The sequence below is a fragment of the Sphingobacterium sp. 1.A.4 genome (assembly GCF_002734245.1).
GTDB lineage: Bacteria > Bacteroidota > Bacteroidia > Sphingobacteriales > Sphingobacteriaceae > Sphingobacterium > Sphingobacterium tenebrionis.
Genome location: NZ_PEAZ01000096.1, coordinates 47,445 through 68,191, shown reverse-complemented (window position 1 = coordinate 68,191; position 20,747 = coordinate 47,445). Strand labels below are relative to the sequence as shown.

Annotated in this window: 13 protein-coding genes; 6 read left to right on the top strand and 7 right to left on the bottom strand. The window is 40.8% G+C overall.

Going from position 1 to position 20,747, the window contains the following annotated elements:
* Positions 1–10: 10 nt before the first annotated feature.
* Both CRJ00_RS15925 and CRJ00_RS15920 read right to left on the bottom strand, forming a co-directional pair.
* Entirely contained in the window at positions 11–3,124 is a 3,114-nt protein-coding gene (locus CRJ00_RS15925) for a SusC/RagA family TonB-linked outer membrane protein (RefSeq protein WP_099367738.1), read from the bottom strand.
* Between the two features lie 19 nt (positions 3,125–3,143).
* Positions 3,144–4,331: an ROK family transcriptional regulator gene (locus CRJ00_RS15920; protein ID WP_099367737.1), complete on the bottom strand. Its 1,188-nt coding sequence runs from the start codon at positions 4,329–4,331 to the stop codon at positions 3,144–3,146.
* Positions 4,332–4,559: 228 nt separating this feature from the next.
* Here CRJ00_RS15920 and CRJ00_RS15915 point away from each other — a divergent pair, with 228 nt between their 5' ends.
* Positions 4,560–5,771: an acyltransferase family protein gene (locus CRJ00_RS15915; RefSeq protein ID WP_099367736.1), complete on the top strand. Its 1,212-nt coding sequence runs from the start codon at positions 4,560–4,562 to the stop codon at positions 5,769–5,771.
* 108 nt (positions 5,772–5,879) lie between these two features.
* A complete protein-coding gene (rpsO, locus tag CRJ00_RS15910; protein WP_099367735.1) occupies positions 5,880–6,158 on the top strand; it encodes a 30S ribosomal protein S15 in 279 nt (92 codons plus the stop codon).
* 61 nt (positions 6,159–6,219) lie between these two features.
* On the opposite strand, the gene CRJ00_RS15905 is transcribed toward rpsO, so the two are convergent.
* Both CRJ00_RS15905 and CRJ00_RS15900 read right to left on the bottom strand, forming a co-directional pair.
* Positions 6,220–7,959, bottom strand: coding sequence for a RagB/SusD family nutrient uptake outer membrane protein (locus CRJ00_RS15905; protein ID WP_099367734.1), 1,740 nt, complete (start codon positions 7,957–7,959; stop codon positions 6,220–6,222).
* A gap of 3 nt (positions 7,960–7,962) precedes the next feature.
* Positions 7,963–11,229 (bottom strand): SusC/RagA family TonB-linked outer membrane protein, encoded by a 3,267-nt coding sequence (locus tag CRJ00_RS15900; RefSeq protein ID WP_099367733.1) that lies wholly within the window; start codon positions 11,227–11,229, stop codon positions 7,963–7,965.
* A gap of 360 nt (positions 11,230–11,589) precedes the next feature.
* Here CRJ00_RS15900 and pnp point away from each other — a divergent pair, with 360 nt between their 5' ends.
* Both pnp and CRJ00_RS15890 read left to right on the top strand, forming a co-directional pair.
* Positions 11,590–13,749 carry a polyribonucleotide nucleotidyltransferase gene (pnp, locus tag CRJ00_RS15895; RefSeq protein ID WP_099367732.1) on the top strand — a complete coding sequence of 720 codons (2,160 nt, stop codon included), beginning with the start codon at positions 11,590–11,592 and terminating at the stop codon, positions 13,747–13,749.
* Between the two features lie 184 nt (positions 13,750–13,933).
* Positions 13,934–14,830, top strand: coding sequence for a hypothetical protein (locus CRJ00_RS15890; protein ID WP_099367731.1), 897 nt, complete (start codon positions 13,934–13,936; stop codon positions 14,828–14,830).
* 132 nt (positions 14,831–14,962) lie between these two features.
* On the opposite strand, the gene CRJ00_RS15885 is transcribed toward CRJ00_RS15890, so the two are convergent.
* A complete protein-coding gene (locus CRJ00_RS15885) occupies positions 14,963–15,286 on the bottom strand; it encodes a DUF493 domain-containing protein (RefSeq protein ID WP_099367730.1) in 324 nt (107 codons plus the stop codon).
* Positions 15,287–15,350: 64 nt separating this feature from the next.
* The gene (locus CRJ00_RS15880) at positions 15,351–17,606 is read right to left on the bottom strand and encodes a GH92 family glycosyl hydrolase (RefSeq protein WP_099367729.1); all 2,256 of its coding nucleotides are present in this window, start codon (positions 17,604–17,606) and stop codon (positions 15,351–15,353) included.
* Positions 17,607–17,765: 159 nt separating this feature from the next.
* Here CRJ00_RS15880 and CRJ00_RS15875 point away from each other — a divergent pair, with 159 nt between their 5' ends.
* Positions 17,766–18,794 carry a LacI family DNA-binding transcriptional regulator gene (locus CRJ00_RS15875; protein WP_099367728.1) on the top strand — a complete coding sequence of 343 codons (1,029 nt, stop codon included), beginning with the start codon at positions 17,766–17,768 and terminating at the stop codon, positions 18,792–18,794.
* On the opposite strand, the gene CRJ00_RS15870 is transcribed toward CRJ00_RS15875, so the two are convergent.
* Positions 18,760–19,224: a methionine-R-sulfoxide reductase gene (locus CRJ00_RS15870; RefSeq protein WP_099367727.1), complete on the bottom strand. Its 465-nt coding sequence runs from the start codon at positions 19,222–19,224 to the stop codon at positions 18,760–18,762. The two genes, CRJ00_RS15875 and CRJ00_RS15870, sit on opposite strands and share 35 nt — an antisense overlap.
* Positions 19,225–19,464: 240 nt before the next feature.
* Here CRJ00_RS15870 and CRJ00_RS15865 point away from each other — a divergent pair, with 240 nt between their 5' ends.
* A complete protein-coding gene (locus CRJ00_RS15865; RefSeq protein ID WP_099367726.1) occupies positions 19,465–20,745 on the top strand; it encodes a cytochrome c3 family protein in 1,281 nt (426 codons plus the stop codon).
* Positions 20,746–20,747 lie beyond the last annotated feature (2 nt).

Here is a 20,747-nt window from a genome sequence, read left to right as displayed (position 1 = left end):
GATTGTCTAATTAGAAGCCTACAGAAATATTAAGGAAGAAAGATCTGGAAGTTGGGAAAGATAAGTATTCAAATCCTACGGCATTGGTGCTCAATGCAAAGGTCGATTCTGGATCAACCCCTTTTCCATAGCTTTTTAACATCGCCAAATTGTTCACTGAGATTCCGAATTTTGCAGATTTTACAGCTGAGGACTTCAGCACCTGACTTGGGATGCTGTAGTTCAACATTAAGTTTCGGATACGGATGTTTGTTGCATTCAATAGGTTGTGTTCCGTAATCCCCAAGTTACCATTGCCAGCAACAGCTGCCCAATAATTTTCAGGACTTACTTCTTTGTTGTTCTGTACATAGGTGTCTTTATCTAAGATAACTCCATCCACTACGAAATTAGCTCGGTCACCATTCACTACGGTTTCTGCAGAAGAACCACTTAACTGTATAGCACGGTGTGTTCCTGCGAAGAATTTACCACCGAAACGACCATCGACCTGGAAGCTCAATCCGAAGTTTTTATAAGAAAAAGAGTTGGTTATACCTACTAATGCACGTGCTGTTTGGTCACCCAACATGGTTGTAGGACCAGAAGCTTTTTGTGGAAGCCCAGTTTGGGAAGCCAAGATTAACTTTCCATAATGCTCAGATTCTACATCCTCAACTCTTAAGAATCGTGTTCCGTAGATGGCACCATAATACTTGCCTTCTTCAGCAAAGATTTTCACATCATCATATCCGCCTAGTTCCGTACGTTTTACGTCATCATGTAATTTGATGATTTTGTTCTGGTTGTGGGATACATTTGCTCTAAGATCCCATTTCAATGGGGTATCTCTTAAGATGTTCGCATTGAAAACCACCTCGAAACCTTGGTTTTGAATATTACCAGCATTAGCTTTGAACCCTTGGTATCCTGATAGGTTGTTCATTGGGATATTGATCAACTGATTGGTCGAATTAGTTTTGTAATACGCAAAGTCGATTCCGATACGATCATTCAAGAACCTGGTTTCAAAACCTGCTTCAAAACTTTTCTGCAACTCATTCACTACACCTGGATTGAAGAGGATATTTCCTTTGGAAGCTGTCGTTACGTTGTTCGGGTCATTACCTACATTATACGTGTTGTATAATTGGTATGGGTCCATATCACGACCAGTTTCGGCATAAGAAGCTCTAATTTTTGCAAAAGAGAACCAAGATGGCATTTCCCCATTTACACGTACAAGATCAGAGATGATCAATGAAGTACTTGCAGAAGGGTAGAAGTAACTGTTATTGTCTGGATGTAAAGTAGAAGTCCAGTCATTTCTTGCCGTCAAAGTAATAAACCAGAAATTACTATAGTTGATATCTAAGCTGGAGTAAACCGAGTTGATCTGTTTTCTGGAAATACTTTCAGAAATACTTGGGTTTCCAATGTTATTACCTAATGTGAAAAGATTTGGAACACGTAGGTTTCCTGCAGAAGAATTGATTCCATTTCTGTTTCTCTCCATGATCTGTCCATAAAGCGACAAAGCACCACCCCAGTTTCCAAAAAGATTATCTTTTCTCGCGTGGATACTAGCAATGTAGTTGTTTTCATAGAACTTATCCACCCCAGTAGAGTAGGAGTTGTTCAAGTTTGCCCCTGTATAGGTTTTGGATTCGTATTTGGTGCTGTAAGTATCAGTACCTACACGTGCATCAGCACTTAACCAATCATTGAAATCGTATTTTACCGTAGCGTTCATTAAATAACGGTCGCGGGTATCTGTACTCAACTTATTATGAGCAGCCCAATATGGGTTTACCGGTGCATCAGCTGGATCCGTATACCAGATTTGATTCACCCCTAGTTCATCCATCCCTGTTTTGAATTGGGTAATATCCAATGAATGTGGAAACAATAGAACCTGGGAGTAGAAGTTACCATCGTTATGACCACCTACAGCTCTGTTATAAGCCATGTTTTTCATGTATTGTACTTTTACATCAGTACTCCATTGGTTTCTTTCACCAAATTTAGCGTTTACACGGTTGATCAAGTTCAATCTGTTCAACTTCATCCCTGGCGTTTTGCTATCATCATGTAGGTAAGTGGCAGAAGTGTATAGGTTTACTTTGTCAGAAATCGCCTGTTGGAAGTTGATGTTCTGTGTTGTACTGAAACCTGTTTTAAAGAAGTTGGACATGTTGTCATAAGCGGAAAGATTGGCTTTAGAACCATCCCACATATCGACTTCCTGGCCAGCAATCTTTGCTCCCCAAGAAGTACTCGCCAAACGACCATAAATACCACCAGCACCTTGTGAGAATGTGCTTTGAAGTTCAGGTGTCATAAACATGTTTTCAATACCTGTAATGGTCGAATAACTTATTCCTACACCATCTTTAGCTTTACCTGATTTTGTTGTGATCAAGATAACCCCATTGGAAGCTCTTGAACCATATAAAGCTGATGCAGCACCACCTTTTAATACGGACATGCTTTCGATATCCTCTGGGTTTAAATCGCCAAGACCGCTACCCATATCGGCAGTAGGATTCCAGAAGTCATTATTGGATGCACCCACAAAGTTATCCATAGGCACACCATCCACAACGATCAAAGGCTGGTTGTCACCAGTTAATGAATTGAAACCTCTTAAGATAATTTTGGATGAAGAAGCCGGTCCTCCAGAACCTTTAACGACCTGAAGGTTAGAAACCTTACCAGCTAAAGCGTTCGCTACGTTATTTTCACGCGCATCTGTTAAAGATTCTCCTTTTACTTCTTGGAAAGAATATCCAAGCGCTCTGCGCTCTCTTTTAACCCCCATTGCTGTTACTACAACCTCATCAATGTTGCTATTGTCGGCAGATAGGGTTATATTATGGGTAGCTCCAGAAACAGTGATTTCCTGGAAAGCATAGCCCATACTTGAAAAGCGGATTTTTTGGCCATTATCAGCTTGGATGCTGTAATTACCATTTTGATCTGATTGTGCAGCCCGGTTGGTACCCACCACCGTTACACTGACACCAGCCAATGGACCATTAGCATCTGTTACTCGCCCCGTAACAGTTTGCTGTGCAAATAATGTCGTAATGCTCAATAGCATAACCAACATTATACTGCAACTTTTTGCGTAAAGATTACTCATTTGTTGATGATTTAATTGATTAAATTTCTGTTAAATAATTCTTGTAAATGCTCTTGTCTGAATTACCAATGCAGACGCAGGCAGATCCTAATAGTTGTATGTGTTTGGTATTAGAAAATTTGATTTTGGTGTTTTTTGATAATCGTTGGATGGTAAATTCCAAAAGGGCGGAATTGATCTGAGGGGCCAGGATAGTTTTCGCCTGCGCACCACGACCTGAAACCACCACCATTTCCGGATTGATTATGTGGATTAGGGTGGCTATCCCCTTGCCCAACATATACCCGATACGACTTATTGCTTCAATAGCCAATTGATCACCTGCGTTTGCCGCAGTTAATAATTGATCGCCAGTGATGTGGTTATTTTGCTGCTGATAATCCTTTAATAAAGAAGACTCTTCACCTTTTGAAAGTTTCTCGGTAGCAAATTCGATCGCTGCAATCAGCGATGCCTCCACCTCCAGACAACCTTTTTTGCCACAAGAACAAAGCTTGTTTTGATTAGATAAAGGAATATGGCTGAATTCTCCCGCATACCCAGAATGTCCACGATAAAGTTCGTTATCAATGATCATTCCCAGTCCTACACCCCAATTGAGGTTTACCACCATGACATTTCTGGCATCTTTGGCTTGTCCAAAATAATGTTCGGCTATAGCGATTGCTGAAGAATCATTTTCGATAAAAACAGGGAGGTTAAACGTTTTACCTAAATTCGCTTGAAAATCATAAAATGGCGATTCAGCTGTGAAAGAGTTGTTTTTTCCGGATTTGCTATCCACAAATCCTGGAATACTGACCCCTAAGCCAAAGATCGGTTTGTCTTGAACCAATAACATGGTTTGCCTGATAAAGGCAACCAATTCTTCATAAGCGTTTTCCCCTTTGAGTGGAATTCGTTGAGTAGAGATTTCCGTTTGAAATTCGTTTTTGAAGTCAGTAATAACGACCGATGTGTAAAATTGATCGATTGCCACACAAACGATTAATGGGAGCTGTTGGCTGTTTGGAATGAATTGAGCAGCCCGCCTTCCGCCTGTTGAAGGAGCAAGCCCATCTTGTTGAATCAAATCCGATTGAAGAAGTTTATGGATAGAATTCGTTATGTTGGGCACACTCTTCCCAATAGAGGAGCTAAGCTCTGCAATCGATTGCGGACTTGAAAAGTATAAACTTTTTAATATCGACAATTTTAGGTTATCCACGGCTAATACGTTTTATTAAACTTATTGTAAAGTTATGTTAAAAATTTCTTAACATACAAATTCTTTTTAAAATTTTTAATAAGTACTGTTCTACTATTTAAAACCTACTCAAAGTTTAAGATTATATATGCGTGTTTATGCGTTTTTATAGTAATTCAAACTAAATGTTGCATTATTTGAGCTTTGAATGCCCAATAATAATTGTACCTTAGTTAGAATTATTAAATTATGAAGCAACGTTATTACTCTTTGGATGTGTTCAGAGGTGCTACAGTGGCGCTAATGATCATGGTGAATAATCCAGGTACTTGGTCATCGATGTTTGCCCCGCTAAAACATGCACCTTGGCATGGTTGTACGCCAACCGATCTGGTGTTCCCATTTTTTCTGTTTGCTGTAGGAAATGCGATGTCATTTGTGATTCCGCGCCTTCAAGAGGCAGGGGATGGGGTATTCTGGAAAAAAGTCATTAAGCGAACGGTTTTGATTTTCCTGATCGGTTTAGGGCTCAATTGGTTTCCTTTTGTACAATGGGTGGATGGAACGCTGCAATTCCGAGAGTGGGTAAGCAGTGTGGATCCCGATAAAGGGGTTCGGATTTTAGGGGTTTTACAGCGTATTGCTATTGCCTACTTTTTTGCTTCGGTATTGGCCTATTATTTTAAACCTCGGACCCTAATTTATATTTCAGCCGTTATCCTTTTGGGATATTGGGGCCTGAGCGCATTTTTAGGAACGGGGGATCCCTATTCGTTGGAAGGCTGGTTTGGAACAGCGATCGATAAACAGATTCTGGGGGTAGCCCATATGTATAAAGGTGAGGGGGTTCCCTTTGATCCGGAAGGTTTCGTGAGTGCCATGCCTGCGGTAATCCAAGTGGTATTCGGTTATCTGGCGGGGGTATTTATCAAAAAACAGGGACAGGTGGATTGGCTTTGGACACGGGTTCCACAGAGTCAGGAACCACATTTCAAATTGTTGTCTGGGATGTTTGTGACCGGGTTTATTCTATTGGTATTGGCTTGGACCTGGTCTTTAGGATTTCCCATCAACAAAAAAATATGGACCAGTTCCTATGTGTTATACACAACAGGATTGGGCGTGATGACGATCGGATCGATGATCTGGTATATCGAGGTACAGGGAGTCAAGAATAAGCTTACCCAGTTTTTCGATGTGTTCGGAAAAAACCCGTTGTTCATTTTTGTGTTGAGTGGGTTATTACCAAAAACATTGGCTTTGATCCGAATTCCAAACGGATTTGCGGAGGATGGAAAAGCCTTGTTCACCACACCTTTGGCCTGGTTCTATAAAAATGTTTGTGCGCAGATTCCTGGTCCTACAGAGATAGGTTCTTTTGTGTATTCCCTGTGTTTTCTGGCCTTTATGTGGGCCATCTGTTACTGGTTGGACCAAAAGAAAATCTATATCAAGGTATAAAGGATAGGGTAATTCCCTGTAAATGAATAATAATTTTAAAAAGTTGCTGATAAACATTATCTTTGCAGCCAATTAATAAATTTTTTAACGCTTTAATATTATTCAAGAATGTATTTAAGTAAAGAGTACAAAGCTGATATCTTCGCAGAATTTGCAGGTGCAGCAGAAAACACTGGTTCTGCAGAAGGACAAGTAGCTTTATTCACTAAAAGAATCGCTCACTTAACTGAGCATTTGAAAAAAAACAGAAAAGATTTTAACACACAACGTTCTCTACAAATGTTAGTAGGTAAACGTCGTTCTTTATTAGCTTATCTGTACAAAAAAGATATCAACAGATATCGTGCGATCATCAAAGGCTTAGGCTTGCGTGATATCATCAAATAAGCTTTTAGTAAAAAAACAGAGGAGCCCCGAATTTCGGGGCTCTTTCTTTTTGTGATATGGTTTATTTCCAGAATGGATTCTGTTCCAGGTTTTCGTTCAGTTCCAATTCTTGGGTAGGCAATGGATAAAAGTAATCCTTCGTTTCATCAAATACCTTTTTGATATGAGGATTGACGATGACATTTCCACTGGTTCCATTTTCCAATAAAATTTCGGATCCTAATTTCAATAATTGAATGCCAGAGGCTGTCGGTTTTGTGCCTTCATAGATCCAGACATCTTCTTTCCCATCACCATCAAGATCAAATTTTCCAATACTTGGGAAATACATTCCCTTGAATTGACGGGTAACTAATTGTCCTGCTTTCCAGCGTAAAATATCATCCCAACGGTAAGTTTCCATCACCAGTTCAATCCGACGTTCCCTGCGAATTTCAAGAATGACGCCTTTGTTGTTCCCTGATACCAGCGGATAGTCTGTTGCTAGAATCTTATCTGGATTGCTGTTCGCTGCATCTTTATTCAAACCAGGCATTTGGATTCTTGCCCGGATTTTATTGATGGAGAGGTCAAGATCTGCTTGCGTCAAGAGCCCAAGCTCCGCACGGGCTTCAGCATAGTTTAACAGTACTTCCGCATAACGAATAACAGGCATATCATTTTCCGACCGATTATAATTATCATACATCGGATCACCAACAAATTTGGTCAATTGATAGCCGGTTACTGAATTTCCGAAGTTTGGCGCTAATTGAGCAACCCCACCGATCCGTTTATATCCTGGGTATCGGATCGTTTGGGATAATCGAGGATCTCTATCCTTCATTTCTTCCAGAAAGGTCAATTTATCGTAGTTCGGTTTGTCCGTAAAACGGGATCCATCTTTCATGAGGTAAGAATTCACCAATGATTTTTCTAGTCCCGGCTTACCATAAGATGCGGTAATGGTATAATAATTGACATTATGCCAGATCTGTAAAGCATCCGAGAATTTTCTGGTCAGGATCACCTCTTGGTCAATACTGTTTACAGAACGGAACAATGCCGCATAGGAATCAATTCCTGCACCCACATAGATATCATATTGTTTTTGGTCGATCAATTTTTTGGATGCATCTGCCGCCGCTTCCAAAAGTTTGTCGGCACCTTGAAGATCTAATTCCGTATGATATTTTCTAAATGTCCCTTCAAATAGAGCAACCCTAGATTTTAAAGCCAAGGCTGTCCATTGGGTGATTCTGATATCCGATTTTTTGTCTGCCTTGATTTTCTCAATGGCATAATCCAGATCGGCCAAAATGGAATCCACGATCAAAGTACGGGGGTCTCTTTTTTTCATCAATCCTTCTTCATCGGATTCCGAAAGAGTTTTGCCGTACCATGGCACATCGCCGAACCTTTTTAGCTTTTCGAAATAAAAATAGGCTCTGAAAAATCTAGCTACACCAGCATAAGGGGCAGCTTCAGCTTCGCTGAGATTATTGAAGCAGTTTTCCAGGAAGAAGTTGATGTTCCTGAGTTCACCCCAGCTCCATCCTCCACCAGTTGTTGGGACAATTCTTTTTCCGGAGATATTATCTTCCAACGTTGTTTTCACAATATTGTCTACACCTTCATTATAGATGCCCTCGGCTGATGGTAAATAGTTGTAGAAAGAATTGGTATAAAGTTCCAGGTCTTTTTTTGTTTTAAAAGAGGCATCGGGAGATACGCTAGCCTCGGGAGTTCTATCTAAGAAATCCTTGGAACAGCTGCTAAGACCAAAAGCTGTGATTATGACGAAATAAATTAATTTTTTCATGATTTAGAATGTAAGGTCAAGACCGAATGAGAAAGTTTTGGAATAAGGATAAGCTCTACCGTTGGTTTCTTGGGCAGCCTGTTCAGGGTCGATGTATTTGGAGCGTAGTTTTGTTGCAGTCCATAAATTTTCACCAGAAAGGAATATTCTCGCCCTACTTAACTTCATTTTCTGGGCAATGGAGATTGGAAGAGCATAACCTAGGGTCAGATTCTTCAAGCGTATGTAAGCTAGGTCCTGAAGATATCTATCCGTTCTTACGTTCAATGAACCTCGGTTGTTTAAGGCGATGTATCCTCTTAACAATGGGAAATAAGCATTAGGATTTTCTGGTGTCCAAACATCATCATTAAAATCTTTCGGGATAAACGAATAGTATGGACGTGAATATGGTCCCCAGAATTTGTCGGAATTATTCCCAGGCCACCAATTCTGTTTGCCAATACCTTGGAAGAATAGGGAAATATCAAAACCTTGATAATTAGCTCCCATATTGATCCCAAAATTGTACCTCGCACGGGAATTACCGATGATAACCTGATCTCCAGGTTCAAATACGGAGTTTTTTCCATTATTTACAATTCCGTCTGGCGTTCCGTCTGGTCCAGAAATGTCCACAAATTTTAAGTCTCCCGCTTGCAGTTTTGACCAGTTTCCTGGTGCAGATAGACGTTGGTTATCGACATAGTCCTGGTTGATGGTCCAACCATTGGCTTCTTCGTTGGATTGGAAAAATCCATCCGTTTTATAGCCCCAGATTTCACCTAATGTTTGACCCACGTAATAATTGTTGAGCAGCTTTTTCTCGTTATCAAAACGGGTGATCTTTGCTTTAGAATCAGACAGTCCAATCCCAAAATTGTATCCAAATGGTTTTTCATTGATCAAGAACTGATCTCTCCAGGTCATGGATAATTCCCATCCTGTATTTCTCAAATCGCCGGCATTGGTCCTTGGTGAAGAGGCTCCATAAACAGCAGGCAAGGTTTTTCCAGGGATCAACATATCCAATGTTTCACGGATAAAATAATCAAATGATACGGCGAGCTTATTTTGGAAGAATTCCAGATCAGTACCAAAGTTTAATGTATTTGTTCTTTCCCAGGTAAGATCTGCAGAAATTGGGGTAGGGATGCTTAGGTATTGCGACCGGGCACCATTGATGATATAGGTATTTGTTCCAGCATTTAATAATGGAATGTATCCATAAACACCAGCTTCCTGCGCATTACCCAGAGCTCCATAAGACACCCTGAACTTTGCTTCGTTCAATACTGGTTTTAGACTTTGCATAAAGTTTTCCTCCGAAATACGCCATCCAGCTGAAAAGGAAGGGAAAAACCCATAACGTTGTCCGGTAGGGAATTTAGATGTTCCATCGTAACGACCATTTACCTCTAATAGGTATCTCCCTTTATAATCGTAATTGATACGTCCAAAGAAACCCATTAATGCCCAAGTATTGGCTCCACCATTCAAAATTGGAATACCAGTTCCCAAATTGAAGTCATTCAGATCTTCGGATAATAAGTTGGTCTGGGTTCCGCCCATGTTCTTATAGACGTTCAGTTCTTGGTTAAAACCAAGGGTAGCTCCAAAATTATGGTCTCCGAAGTTTTTGATATAATTGGCAAATAAGTTCATGGAATGCTTGCGGGTCAACGCGATGGATTCCACTAATTGATCATTTCCTAAATAATTGATCACTCCTGGAAAAATGGACCATGGTGCTTGCGTGCGTCTGTTAAAGCGGGAAATAGGATTATACGTGAAAGTATAATTACCTGTTACCGTAAGTTCAGGTAATGGTTGGAATACGGCTTCAAATAAGTTTACAAATTCGTAATCCTTTTCTCCGCCTTTGGATTTTCCATATAATAGATCGGCCATAATACCATCACCGATGTTGTAGTTGTTCAGCTCAGTTCTGTAGGTGGCCGTTCCATCGGGGTTCACTGGGACATAGGATGGAAGCGCATGGACAGTAGTAGAAATAAAGTTATTATTGGCATCTACGCTGGAGTTCCATCCCGGATAGGTATAGCTTTGGTAATTCAATTGGGAATTGTTGCTGACACGTAGCCAGGAAGTAACTCGCCCATTGATCCTTGAACGTAGGTTAAAAGAATCGAATTTATCTTGGGTCACTTTCATCAAACCGCCTTTTTCATACATACGTCCAGAAAGGTAATAATCGATCTTATCTGAACCGCCCGAGAAGGTCAGCGCATGTTCCATAGAATTCATGTTCTTGCGATAGAAAGTATTCCACCAGTCGGTATTGGCATAATAAACATATTGGTCCTTACCATTTCTGTTTTGAATAACAACTGCAGGTAATGAAGGATCCTCTTTACGTTTTAATAGTTCGGCATAATCCTCATCGGTATAGCCGGTATAGCGGTTTCCTGTTGCTCTAACAAATGCCTCATCATTCAGAATGGCTGCATCATAGCCACTCGTCATAAAGTCTGTGCTTACCGTTAAGTTGGAAGTTGCAAAATTATTGTTGTAACTAATGTTCATTTTACCAGCTTGGCCCCGTTTGGTGGTCACTAACATAACACCAAAGGCGCCTCTAGCACCATATACAGCAGCAGCCGAAGCATCTTTCAATACGGAAATGGATTCAATATCTCTCGGATTGATGTTGTTGATGTTTCCCGGTACACCATCAATTAACACCAATGGGGCCGCATTCGCGGAGTTGATGGATGCGAAACCACGGATATTTATGGAACCTTCACCACCCGGGCGTCCATTCGAGAAATTGATGTTTAAGTTCGGAACTGCACCCTGTAATGCTTGCGTAGCATTGGATACGGAACGATCCTCTAAAATTTTGGAGTCGATTTGTGCCACAGCTCCAGTAAGATTTACTTTTTTCTGTTTACCATAACCCACGACAACCACTTCGTCCAATGACTCGTTGCTAGATTCTAGTACAATTCGGGAATACTCTTCTTGAATATTGAGGGTTTGAGGAGTATAACCCACCATAGAAAAACGTAATTGATTTCCTGTGGAGCCAGCGATCTCGAATTCGCCATTTTCATTTGTCTGGGTAGAAGCGGACGAGCTCAAATTGCGGACAGAAACTCCGGTGATAGGCTCACCTGTGGCATTTGTGATTTTACCGCGTAGAAGGTTTTGGCCTTGAATGATTTCCAAATGGTCAATAAAGGCAGGTTTTCGACCTGCTTGTACCGATGACCATGTACAGAAAGACATTCCTAAAAGGATAGGCAGAATAGCATAACTCTTTTTCATGTAGGTAGTTTTAGGATGTTTTTAAAGTTGCAAAGAAATGGTTAGAATGTTTTGATACCATTAAGGATATGTTACCAAATGGTAAAAGGTTTTAGGTAATTGTTGCTACCTAGGTGTAAGGGGTTTAAGGTTTAAGAAATATGTTTAGTTAGTATAAATTTAATATGAATTCTTTCTGCTTGTAACAAAAAATTAATATTTAACATTTCTACGGCATTTTCTATTGTTGTGATAAGGATTAATCTTATGTATCATTTATTGATGCGATAGAAATAAAAATTATTTACCTTTGTGCGATTAAAAATGTCAAATTAAATAGATGCATGTAAATTGACGCAAGTGCATCAAAACGAACGAACAATGAGTTATAACGAAAAGAAAGTAACAATTGAAATGGGTGGCGGGTTAGCTCCCATTGAATTGTCGACTGGGAAATTGGCTAAACAGGCTGATGGATCAGTAGTTTTAAAGCAAGGAGCAACGATGTTGCTAGCGACCGTGGTTTCTGCAAAGGAGCCAAAAGCGGGAACAGATTTCCTTCCTTTATCGGTAGATTACCAAGAGAAATATGCAGCCACAGGACGTATTCCAGGTGGTTTTTTACGTCGTGAAGCAAGACTTTCAGATTATGAGGTTTTGATTTCAAGATTGATCGATAGGGCTTTACGTCCATTATTCCCTGATACCTACCACGCAGATACACAAGTAATGGTTTCTTTGATCTCTGCAGATAAAGAGATCATGCCTGATGCTTTGGCAGGTTTAGCAGCTTCTGCAGCAATCGCTGTTTCTGATATTCCTTTCAATGGCCCAATCTCTGAAGTGCGTGTAGCTAAGGTAGATGGTCAATTAGTGATCAACCCTACGGTATCGGCTTTGGAAAAAGCAACATTGGAATTTATCGTAGCAGGTTCTGCACAGGATATCGTGATGGTAGAAGGTGAAGCCAATGAGATTTCTGAAGCTGAAATGGTAGAAGCAATTGCTTTTGCACATGATGCCATCAAAAAACAAGTGGCGGCACAGGTTGAATTGGCCAATTTGGTTGGATCCCACGATAAGAGAGGTTTCGATCATGAACCTTCCAACCCAGCATTGCGTGAAGCAATCTACGATGCTACTTATAGCCAAGTTTATGAAGTTGCCAAATCAGGTTCTTCGAAACATGACCGTACAGAGAAGTTCGCAGCTATCGGAGCGGCATTCTTCGAAACAATGGGTGAGGAGATCGATGATGATACGAAATTCTTATTAAAGAAATATTACCACGATGTACAGTACGATGCGGTTCGTAATCTTTTATTGGACGAAGGTATCCGTTTGGATGGCCGTGATGTTCGTAAGGTACGTCCGATCTGGACTGAAGTGGATTACTTACCGGCAGCACACGGTTCTGCGGTATTTACACGTGGTGAAACTCAGTCTTTGACATCTGTAACTTTAGGTGCTAAAGACGATGAGCAGATGATCGATGGTGCATTCTTCCATGGATACAATAAGTTTATCCTTCACTACAACTTCCCTGGTTTCTCTACTGGTGAGGTAAGACCTAACAGAGGTCCTGGTCGTCGTGAGGTAGGTCATGGTAACCTGGCCATGCGTTCATTGAAAAAAGTGCTTCCTACGGAAGATAATCCATATACCATCCGTGTTGTTTCTGATATCCTGGAATCCAATGGTTCTTCATCAATGGCAACAGTATGTGCCGGAACATTGGCGTTGATGGATGCCGGTGTAAAAATCAAAGCGCCAGTATCTGGTATCGCGATGGGATTGATCTCTGATGAGAAAACAGGTAAATACGCTATTTTATCCGACATCTTAGGTGATGAGGATCACTTAGGAGATATGGACTTCAAAGTAACCGGTACAGCAAATGGTATCGTAGGTTGTCAAATGGACTTAAAGATCAATGGTCTGAAATGGGAAGTATTGACACAAGCTTTGGATCAAGCAAAAGAAGCTCGTTTACACATCCTTGGTGAAATGGCGAAAACCATCACGGAGCCACGTGAAGATTACAAACCACATGCTCCACGCATCATCCAAATCCTTATCGATAAAGAATTTATCGGTGCGGTTATTGGCCCAGGTGGTAAGATCATCCAAGAAATGCAACGTGAAACTGGTGCAACCATCTCCATTGAAGAAGTGGATAATAAAGGTGTTGTTCAGATCTTCGCTGACAATAAAGAATCTATCGATGCTGCCTTGGCAAGAATCAAAGCGATCACTGCAAAACCAGAAATTGGTGAAGTATATGAAGGTAAGGTCAAAACCATTATGCCTTTCGGAGCTTTCGTAGAGATCATGCCAGGTAAAGACGGTTTATTACATATCTCTGAAATCGATTGGAAACGTCTTGAAACCATGGACGGTGTGTTCAAAGAAGGTGATATGGTAACTGTTAAGTTATTGGATATCGACAAACAAGGTAAATTGAAGCTTTCTAGAAAAGCGTTATTACCAAGACCTCCAAGGGAAGACAAACCTGCAAAGGATCAACCAAAAGAGGACTAATAAACGAATACCTATAGATGAAGGGAGCAACATGTTGCTCCCTTTGTTTTTTACGTAAAAAAGTTTTCCCTCATTAAAAGCCAATATTCACTCATTCAAGAACCCCCTTCCCTCATCGATGGATTTTTGTGCGGCAAAATCAAATAATTTCGACATCATAAACAATAAGTAAACGAAAAACATTATGAAAACGAATTTATTGATGATGCTCTTGGCCGTCATTATTGGCATAGGCGCATGTAAAAAAGGGGATACTGGACCGATGGGTCCCCAAGGTGAAAAGGGAGATCAGGGGATACAAGGGGTAACGGGGGTAAAGGGAGCTGATGGTTCCATGATATTTAGTGGAGCAGATGTTCCAACTGCAGCCATTGGTAAAAATGGCGATTTCTATTTCAGGACGGCAACTGGGGTGTTATATGGCCCTAAAACGGCAGCAGGCTGGGGAAATGGTACCAATCTGAAAGGTGCTAATGGTACGAATGGTACCAACGGTACAAATGGAACAAACGGTTCGAACGGAAAAGATGGGTCACAATTTTTATCAGGTACGGTCATTCCCGATGCGGGTTTAGGGAAAGTAGGCGATTTCTATTTCAATACTGCCCAGATGGTGCTTTATGGTCCAAAGACAGCTACAGGATGGGGTGTAGGCGCTAATTTAAAAGCAGATGCAAGAGTGATGTATTCTGGCTGGAAAACTAGTGTAAGGATGAAGGATTCTATCATGGATGGAACAGTCGCTCGGATTGCACACATTTATGCCCCCCAATTAACGGAAACCGTGATGGCATCTGCAGTTGTATTGATGTATTTGGATTATGGTGGTGGTCCATTTCCGTTGCCCTATACAAGTAGGGCAGGAGGTAGGATGTCTACCATCACCTTTAAATTGAAGAAAAATGAAATTGTGGTTTATCGGTATGTATATGATGGCGGGGCATTGTTGATGCTGGGCTCACAGATTCAATTTCGCTATGTCATTATCCCAGGTAATATGTATATAGGTTTGAAGGAAAGAAATATAGATTTTGGAAATCCAGCTGCCGTGCAGCAAGCTTTGGAAACAATGGACAGGTAAGAAGTGGTTTTTGAAAGATTGCTTCGTCGTGCCTCCTCGCAATGACGTTCCGATATAGGTCTAACTACTAACTACTAACTACTAACTACTGTTATAAAAAAGAGAGGGTGTCAAAATGACACCCTCTCTTTTTTATAACATCATTACATCAGGTATTTCTGCTACCTTTTTGTAATAATCGATAACCTCATCTGCATTGTTCACATAGTTCTCGATCGAGATGGAAGTGTATTTCCCGCCTGAAGAGCTTTTTTCGGAAAACTTAGCGCTGGCATGCGTAAAAATCGCTTTCACCTGCTCCGCTTTGTCTGAATCTGTTTTCACGATAAATTTAAAGGTGTAGATCGTAGGAAATTTCTCTACATCAATCAATTTCTCTTTAAAGTTTTTGTAAAAATCCTGTGGATTATTATCCTGTATATCTTTAATGTTGATGTTGTTGTTAAAATCTGTCATTTTTCAATTTCTCCTTTCCCTTAATTAACAAATTGCATACCCAATGGTTTGGTATGACAAAAGGTTAGTTTTCCATTGAAGTAGGCCAGGATTTCCTTTTTGTTCCGAATTTGAAGTTCGGTTTTTCCGACATCTGGAATTCCAATGTGCCTCCCTTGAGCATTTCCGAATGAGTGATAAACAACTTATCGTATTTCTTGCCGTTCAATTGGATGGAATGGATATACCTGTTCCTGGAAGAATTATCCTTTGCGATAATGTGGAATGTTTTTCCATTTGGCATTTGTATGCTCGCCTTATCCAATACCGGGCTTCCGAATACATATTCTCCATTGACTGGTGAAGCGGGATATAAGCCCATCATGGACCATACAGCCCAGGCACTCATTTGTCCGGCATCTTCATTACCGGCATAGCCATCTGGACGGTCATGGTACATGGAGTCTAAGATCGTGCGGACTTTTTCCTGGGTTTTCCAGGGTTTTCCAATGTAACTATACATATAAGCGATATGATGACTAGGTTCATTTCCATGAGCGTATTGGCCAATAAATCCTGAAGCATCCGGAGATTGGTTTTCCCCAGTCATAATGGATGGCGCTTTGAAAAGGGTGTCTAACATCAGCTCCAATCCATTCTTTTTAGGGAATAATTTTGCTAAACCTCTCACATCGTGAGGTACAAAAAATGAATGTTGCCAAGCATTGCCTTCAATATATTGACTTTTGTCGAAATCGTGTTCCGAATAGAATGGATCAAAAGGTTCAAAGAATTGGCCGTTTTTCAGTTTAGCGCGCATGAAACCCGTTTGTGGGTCAAAATGGTTTATATAATTCTTTGCACGCTTGCTGAAGGTTTTAAAGTCCTCTTGTTTGCCCAGTTTTTTGGCGACCAAGGAAATACAATAATCGTCAAAAGCATATTCCAATGTTTTGGTTACTGAACCTCCGTTCACATCCTGTGGGACATAGCCATATTCGATATAGGCCGGAACTTCACGGATCTTTTGATAGGCACTCGCCAACATAGCCTGATAAGCTTTTTCCTGATCGAGCCCCGGCCAATCTTTGAGGATGGCATCGGCAATAACAGGGATGGAATGGTAGCCGGTCATGGTATTGGTCTCAAAAGTACTCAAGTCCCAAACGGGTAAAAGGCCATTCTCTTCGTAAAAGGCCATCATACTCTGGAGGATATCTGTATATCTTTCCGCTTGCGTAATGGTAAATAAAGGTTTTAACGCTCGGAAAGTATCCCAAAGGGAAAATAGGGTATATCGTTGTCCAGCATTAGGCATTTTATGGGATTCTCCTTTATAATTTTTATAGGCACCATCCGCATCCGAATATAAGGTAGGAGATAGAGCGGTATGGTATAGGGCCGTGTAAAAGATGGTTTTTAGTTTTTCGTCGGCCGATTCTACTTGGATTTTGGACAATTCTTTTTCCCACTTGTTTTGGGCTGAAGTCTTAGCGGCAATGAAATCCCAATCGGGTATTTCGTTCAATGCAGCCAATGCTTTTTCTTCGTTGCTCGTGGAAAGTGCAACTTTTAAGGCAACCTGGTTTTGGTTAGGAAAGGTAAATTGTGCATTTACTGCTTTTACGGGGCCAGAAGTGCTTGTGTTGGTTTGCGAGACGCTGGAAGAGCTGGTTTTTTCCCCATTTAATAAGTAGGTGGAGAAAGGCCTTTCAAATCGGATGGCGAAATAGATATGTTGTTTATTCGCCCAACCATAGGAATATCTTTTTCCAATAATGGTATGCTTATCAATGATCTTTATTTCGGTATCCATCGGTCTATCCCAATTAAAGGCATGGGCAAGATCCAAACGGATGGTTGGCCTGCTGCCGGCAGGAAATTGGTATTGATGAAAACCTACTCGTTCTGAGGCCGTCAATTGAGCAAGGATGCCATTCTCTAGTTTTACTTGGTAAAATCCGGGGCTTGCCATTTCATCCTGATGGGAGAATCTGACCCGGGTATCCAATCTGTTCTGCTCCACTGGGTTCGCTAGGGGCATAATAGCGATATCCAACCAATCACCAATACCTGTTCCGCTGAGGTGCATATGGCTGAAGCCCGCGATGGAATCGGCAGAAATATGGTAACCGCTCACCCAGTCCCAGCCGCTCTTACCATTATCTGGTGATAACTGAACCAAGGAGAATGGAACGGTCGCTCCAGGATAGGTATGGCCATGGCCGCCGGTACCTATGAAAGGATCCACGTATTTGCTGAGCTCTTGAGCCTTTAGACCCAACGTGCCCATTAAAAGGCCAGTTAACAGTGGTAAAAATCGTTTAGAATATATGATCATAATGCAGTTTATTTCGATTTACAGCTTTTCAAATATAAGCTTTTAAATCAATTTAAACCCTTTTAGCAAATTATTTAGCGATTAATTTAGCATTTATTTGCTAAAATTTAGCTGATTTTATATATTTGGTTTGTATAACATCAACAATAACCTACAAACATGAAGAAGCGTATTTTGATCTCAGACATAGCCAAAAGCTTGGGCGTATCCGTTACGACCGTATCCTTTATCCTGAATGGGAAAGCGAAGGAAAAGCGGATCAGTGAAGGATTGACCAAGCGTGTATTGGATTATGTGAAAAAGGTCGGGTATAAACCAAATCAATTAGCACAGAGTCTGCGGACTGGCCAATCCAAGATTTTAGGATTGATCGTAGAAGATATTTCCAATCCATTTTTCTCCAATGTAGCTAAGTATATCGAAAGGATAGCGTATGATAACGGCTACCACATCATTTATTGCAGTATGGACAATGATGTAACAAAGGCTAAAGAACTTATACAGCTATTTTACGATCGTCAAGTAGATGGTTATATCATTACGCCGCCTGAGGGTTTGGAAGAAACAGTGGCTAATCTGATAAAAAATAACGTCCCAGTTGTTTTATTTGACCGTTACATCCCAAATTTGGAAACAAATTATGTGGTATTGGATAATTTCAATGGAGCTTTTACGGCCACCAAGCACCTGTTGGAAAATCCTTCCAACAAGCGGGTCGGTTTTGTTTCCCTTTTTTCGAACCAGACCCAGATGCGAGACCGTTTGGAAGGTTATATGAAAGCCATTGACGATTTCCAACAGCAGGCCTACATCAAAAAGATCAAGATTGATGAAGACGAGGCATCGTCCATCGAACAATTGCACGAATTTATCGCATCCAATAAACTGGATGCTGTATTATTTGCCACGAATTATCTGGCAATCCATGGGTTGAAGGCCATCAAGGAATATAAAATGAAATTACCCCATATGGTCGCCTATGATGACCACACTCTTTTCAGCTTATATGAGCCGGGAATTTCGGTGGTCACCCAAGATACTGCAACCATTGCCAATGAACTTATCCATACACTCTTGAATGAAATTAAAGGAAAGAACAAGGAATTGCAGAAAATTACCATTCCAAGTGAACTGTTGGTTCGCGGATCTTCCGTTATTTCTGAGGAGGCGCTGGAACAAACTTCATAGAAATAGAATTCACACAATGTCTCGTGTTTTTGGAGGTGAATCCTTCTCCTTCAAAAACATGGCCTAGGTGGGCATCACATTTCGCACATAAAATCTCCACTCTTCTTCCGTCTGCATCGACCTCCCTGCGCACAGCACCCTTGATTTCATCATCAAAACTTGGCCATCCACAATGGGATTCAAACTTATCATCTGATTTGTACAAAGGGGCATCGCAGCGTTTGCACACATAGGTACCTTTCGCTTTATTGTCCAATAGTTTTCCTGTAAAAGGTCTCTCGGTACCTTTTTGAAGGATGACGTACTCTTCTTCAGGGGTTAGTTTGTTGTATTTTGTTGTGTCGTTCATAGCGATTTTGGTTTTGGGCTGTTGCGACTGCGCACAACCGGTAAAAACAAATAAAAATAAAATGCAAATTATTATTCTCATAGTACCACTAAGTTAGGGAATAATTGGGAGTAAAAAATCAGATTAGTGTTAATTATTGGCATGTAGGACAACAAATGCAAAGCTATTTAGAATGATTATAAATTGATAAATTAAGTCATCAAATTGTCAGTGATTGCTTAATAAGTTATACTTTTGTGCATTGTTTTGTACGGTATTGTGTACCTATAGTAGAGAGTCAACAATTAATTATTACACATAAAATAGTATAAAGTGCTAAATATGAGAAATATCTCATCCGTTTTAGGAAGACTTGCGAAGTCAATATCAGTAAGTTTGGTATTGTTATTTGCCGTTACTACTGCTGCGCAAGCGCAGGATGCTGCGAATGGTGCTGCGCTATTCAAAGCGAATGCATGTCAGTCATGTCACACGTTAGGAAGGAATGGCGTTGGACCTGACTTGTTAGGGTTGTCAGAACGTCGTGAAATGGGTTGGATTGTGAAATGGATTCACAACCCACAAGGTATGATCGATGCTGGAGACCCAATTGCATTGGAGTTGAAAGGGAAGTACCCAACAGTGATGACTCCATTTGCGAGTTTATCTGAATCAGATATCGCTGACATGGTAGCTTATTTGGACGCAGAGAAGGTTAAAGCTGAAGAGAAGAAAAATTCTCCTGCTGCTGCCGGTGCTGCTGCAAGTTCGGATGCAAACACCATGATGATCATCGGATTGGTTGCCTTATTTGTGGTTGCCATTGCCGTTATCTTCGCGTTGAACAGAGTGACCAAAACTTTGGAGCGTGTTATTGCCAACAACCAAGCAGCTATTGCTGAGGCACAGGCAAGACATGAAGAGGCAGGCGAAAGCAATACAGCTAAATTTGCTCAAGCATTCCTTAAGAATAAGAAATTGGTATTCTTCGTGGTATTGATGGTGGTAGGTCTTTTAGGAGCTGCAGGATGGAACACGATGTGGAACGTAGGTGTTCACCAAGGTTACAAACCTGTTCAGCCTATTAAATTCTCGCACCAGATCCACGCTGGGGTAAACCAAATCGAATGTCAATATTGTCACGGTGGTGCATTCAAATCTAAAAATGCATCTATTCCATCTGCGAATGTTTGTATGAACTGTCACAATACGGTAACAGCATCTGACCATTACGATGGACAAACATCACCTGAGATTGCGAAACTATACCGCGCGGTAGACTGGGATCAAGAAACCAGAACTTACGGTACCAATACTAGACCGATCGAATGGGTTAGAATTCACAACCTTCCTGATTTTGCGTATTTCAACCACTCCCAGCACGTTGTTGTAGCGGGTGTTGAGTGTCAAACATGTCACGGTCCTATTCAGGATATGGAAGAAGTTTACCAATACTCACCACTAACCATGAAATGGTGTGTTGACTGTCACAAAGAGACTGAGGTTAATAAGGATAATGCTTATTACGATCAATTGATCGAAGCTCACGAGAAATTGAAAAAAGGTGAGAAGATGACAGCAGCGATGATCGGTGGGTTAGAGTGTGGTAAATGTCACTATTAATG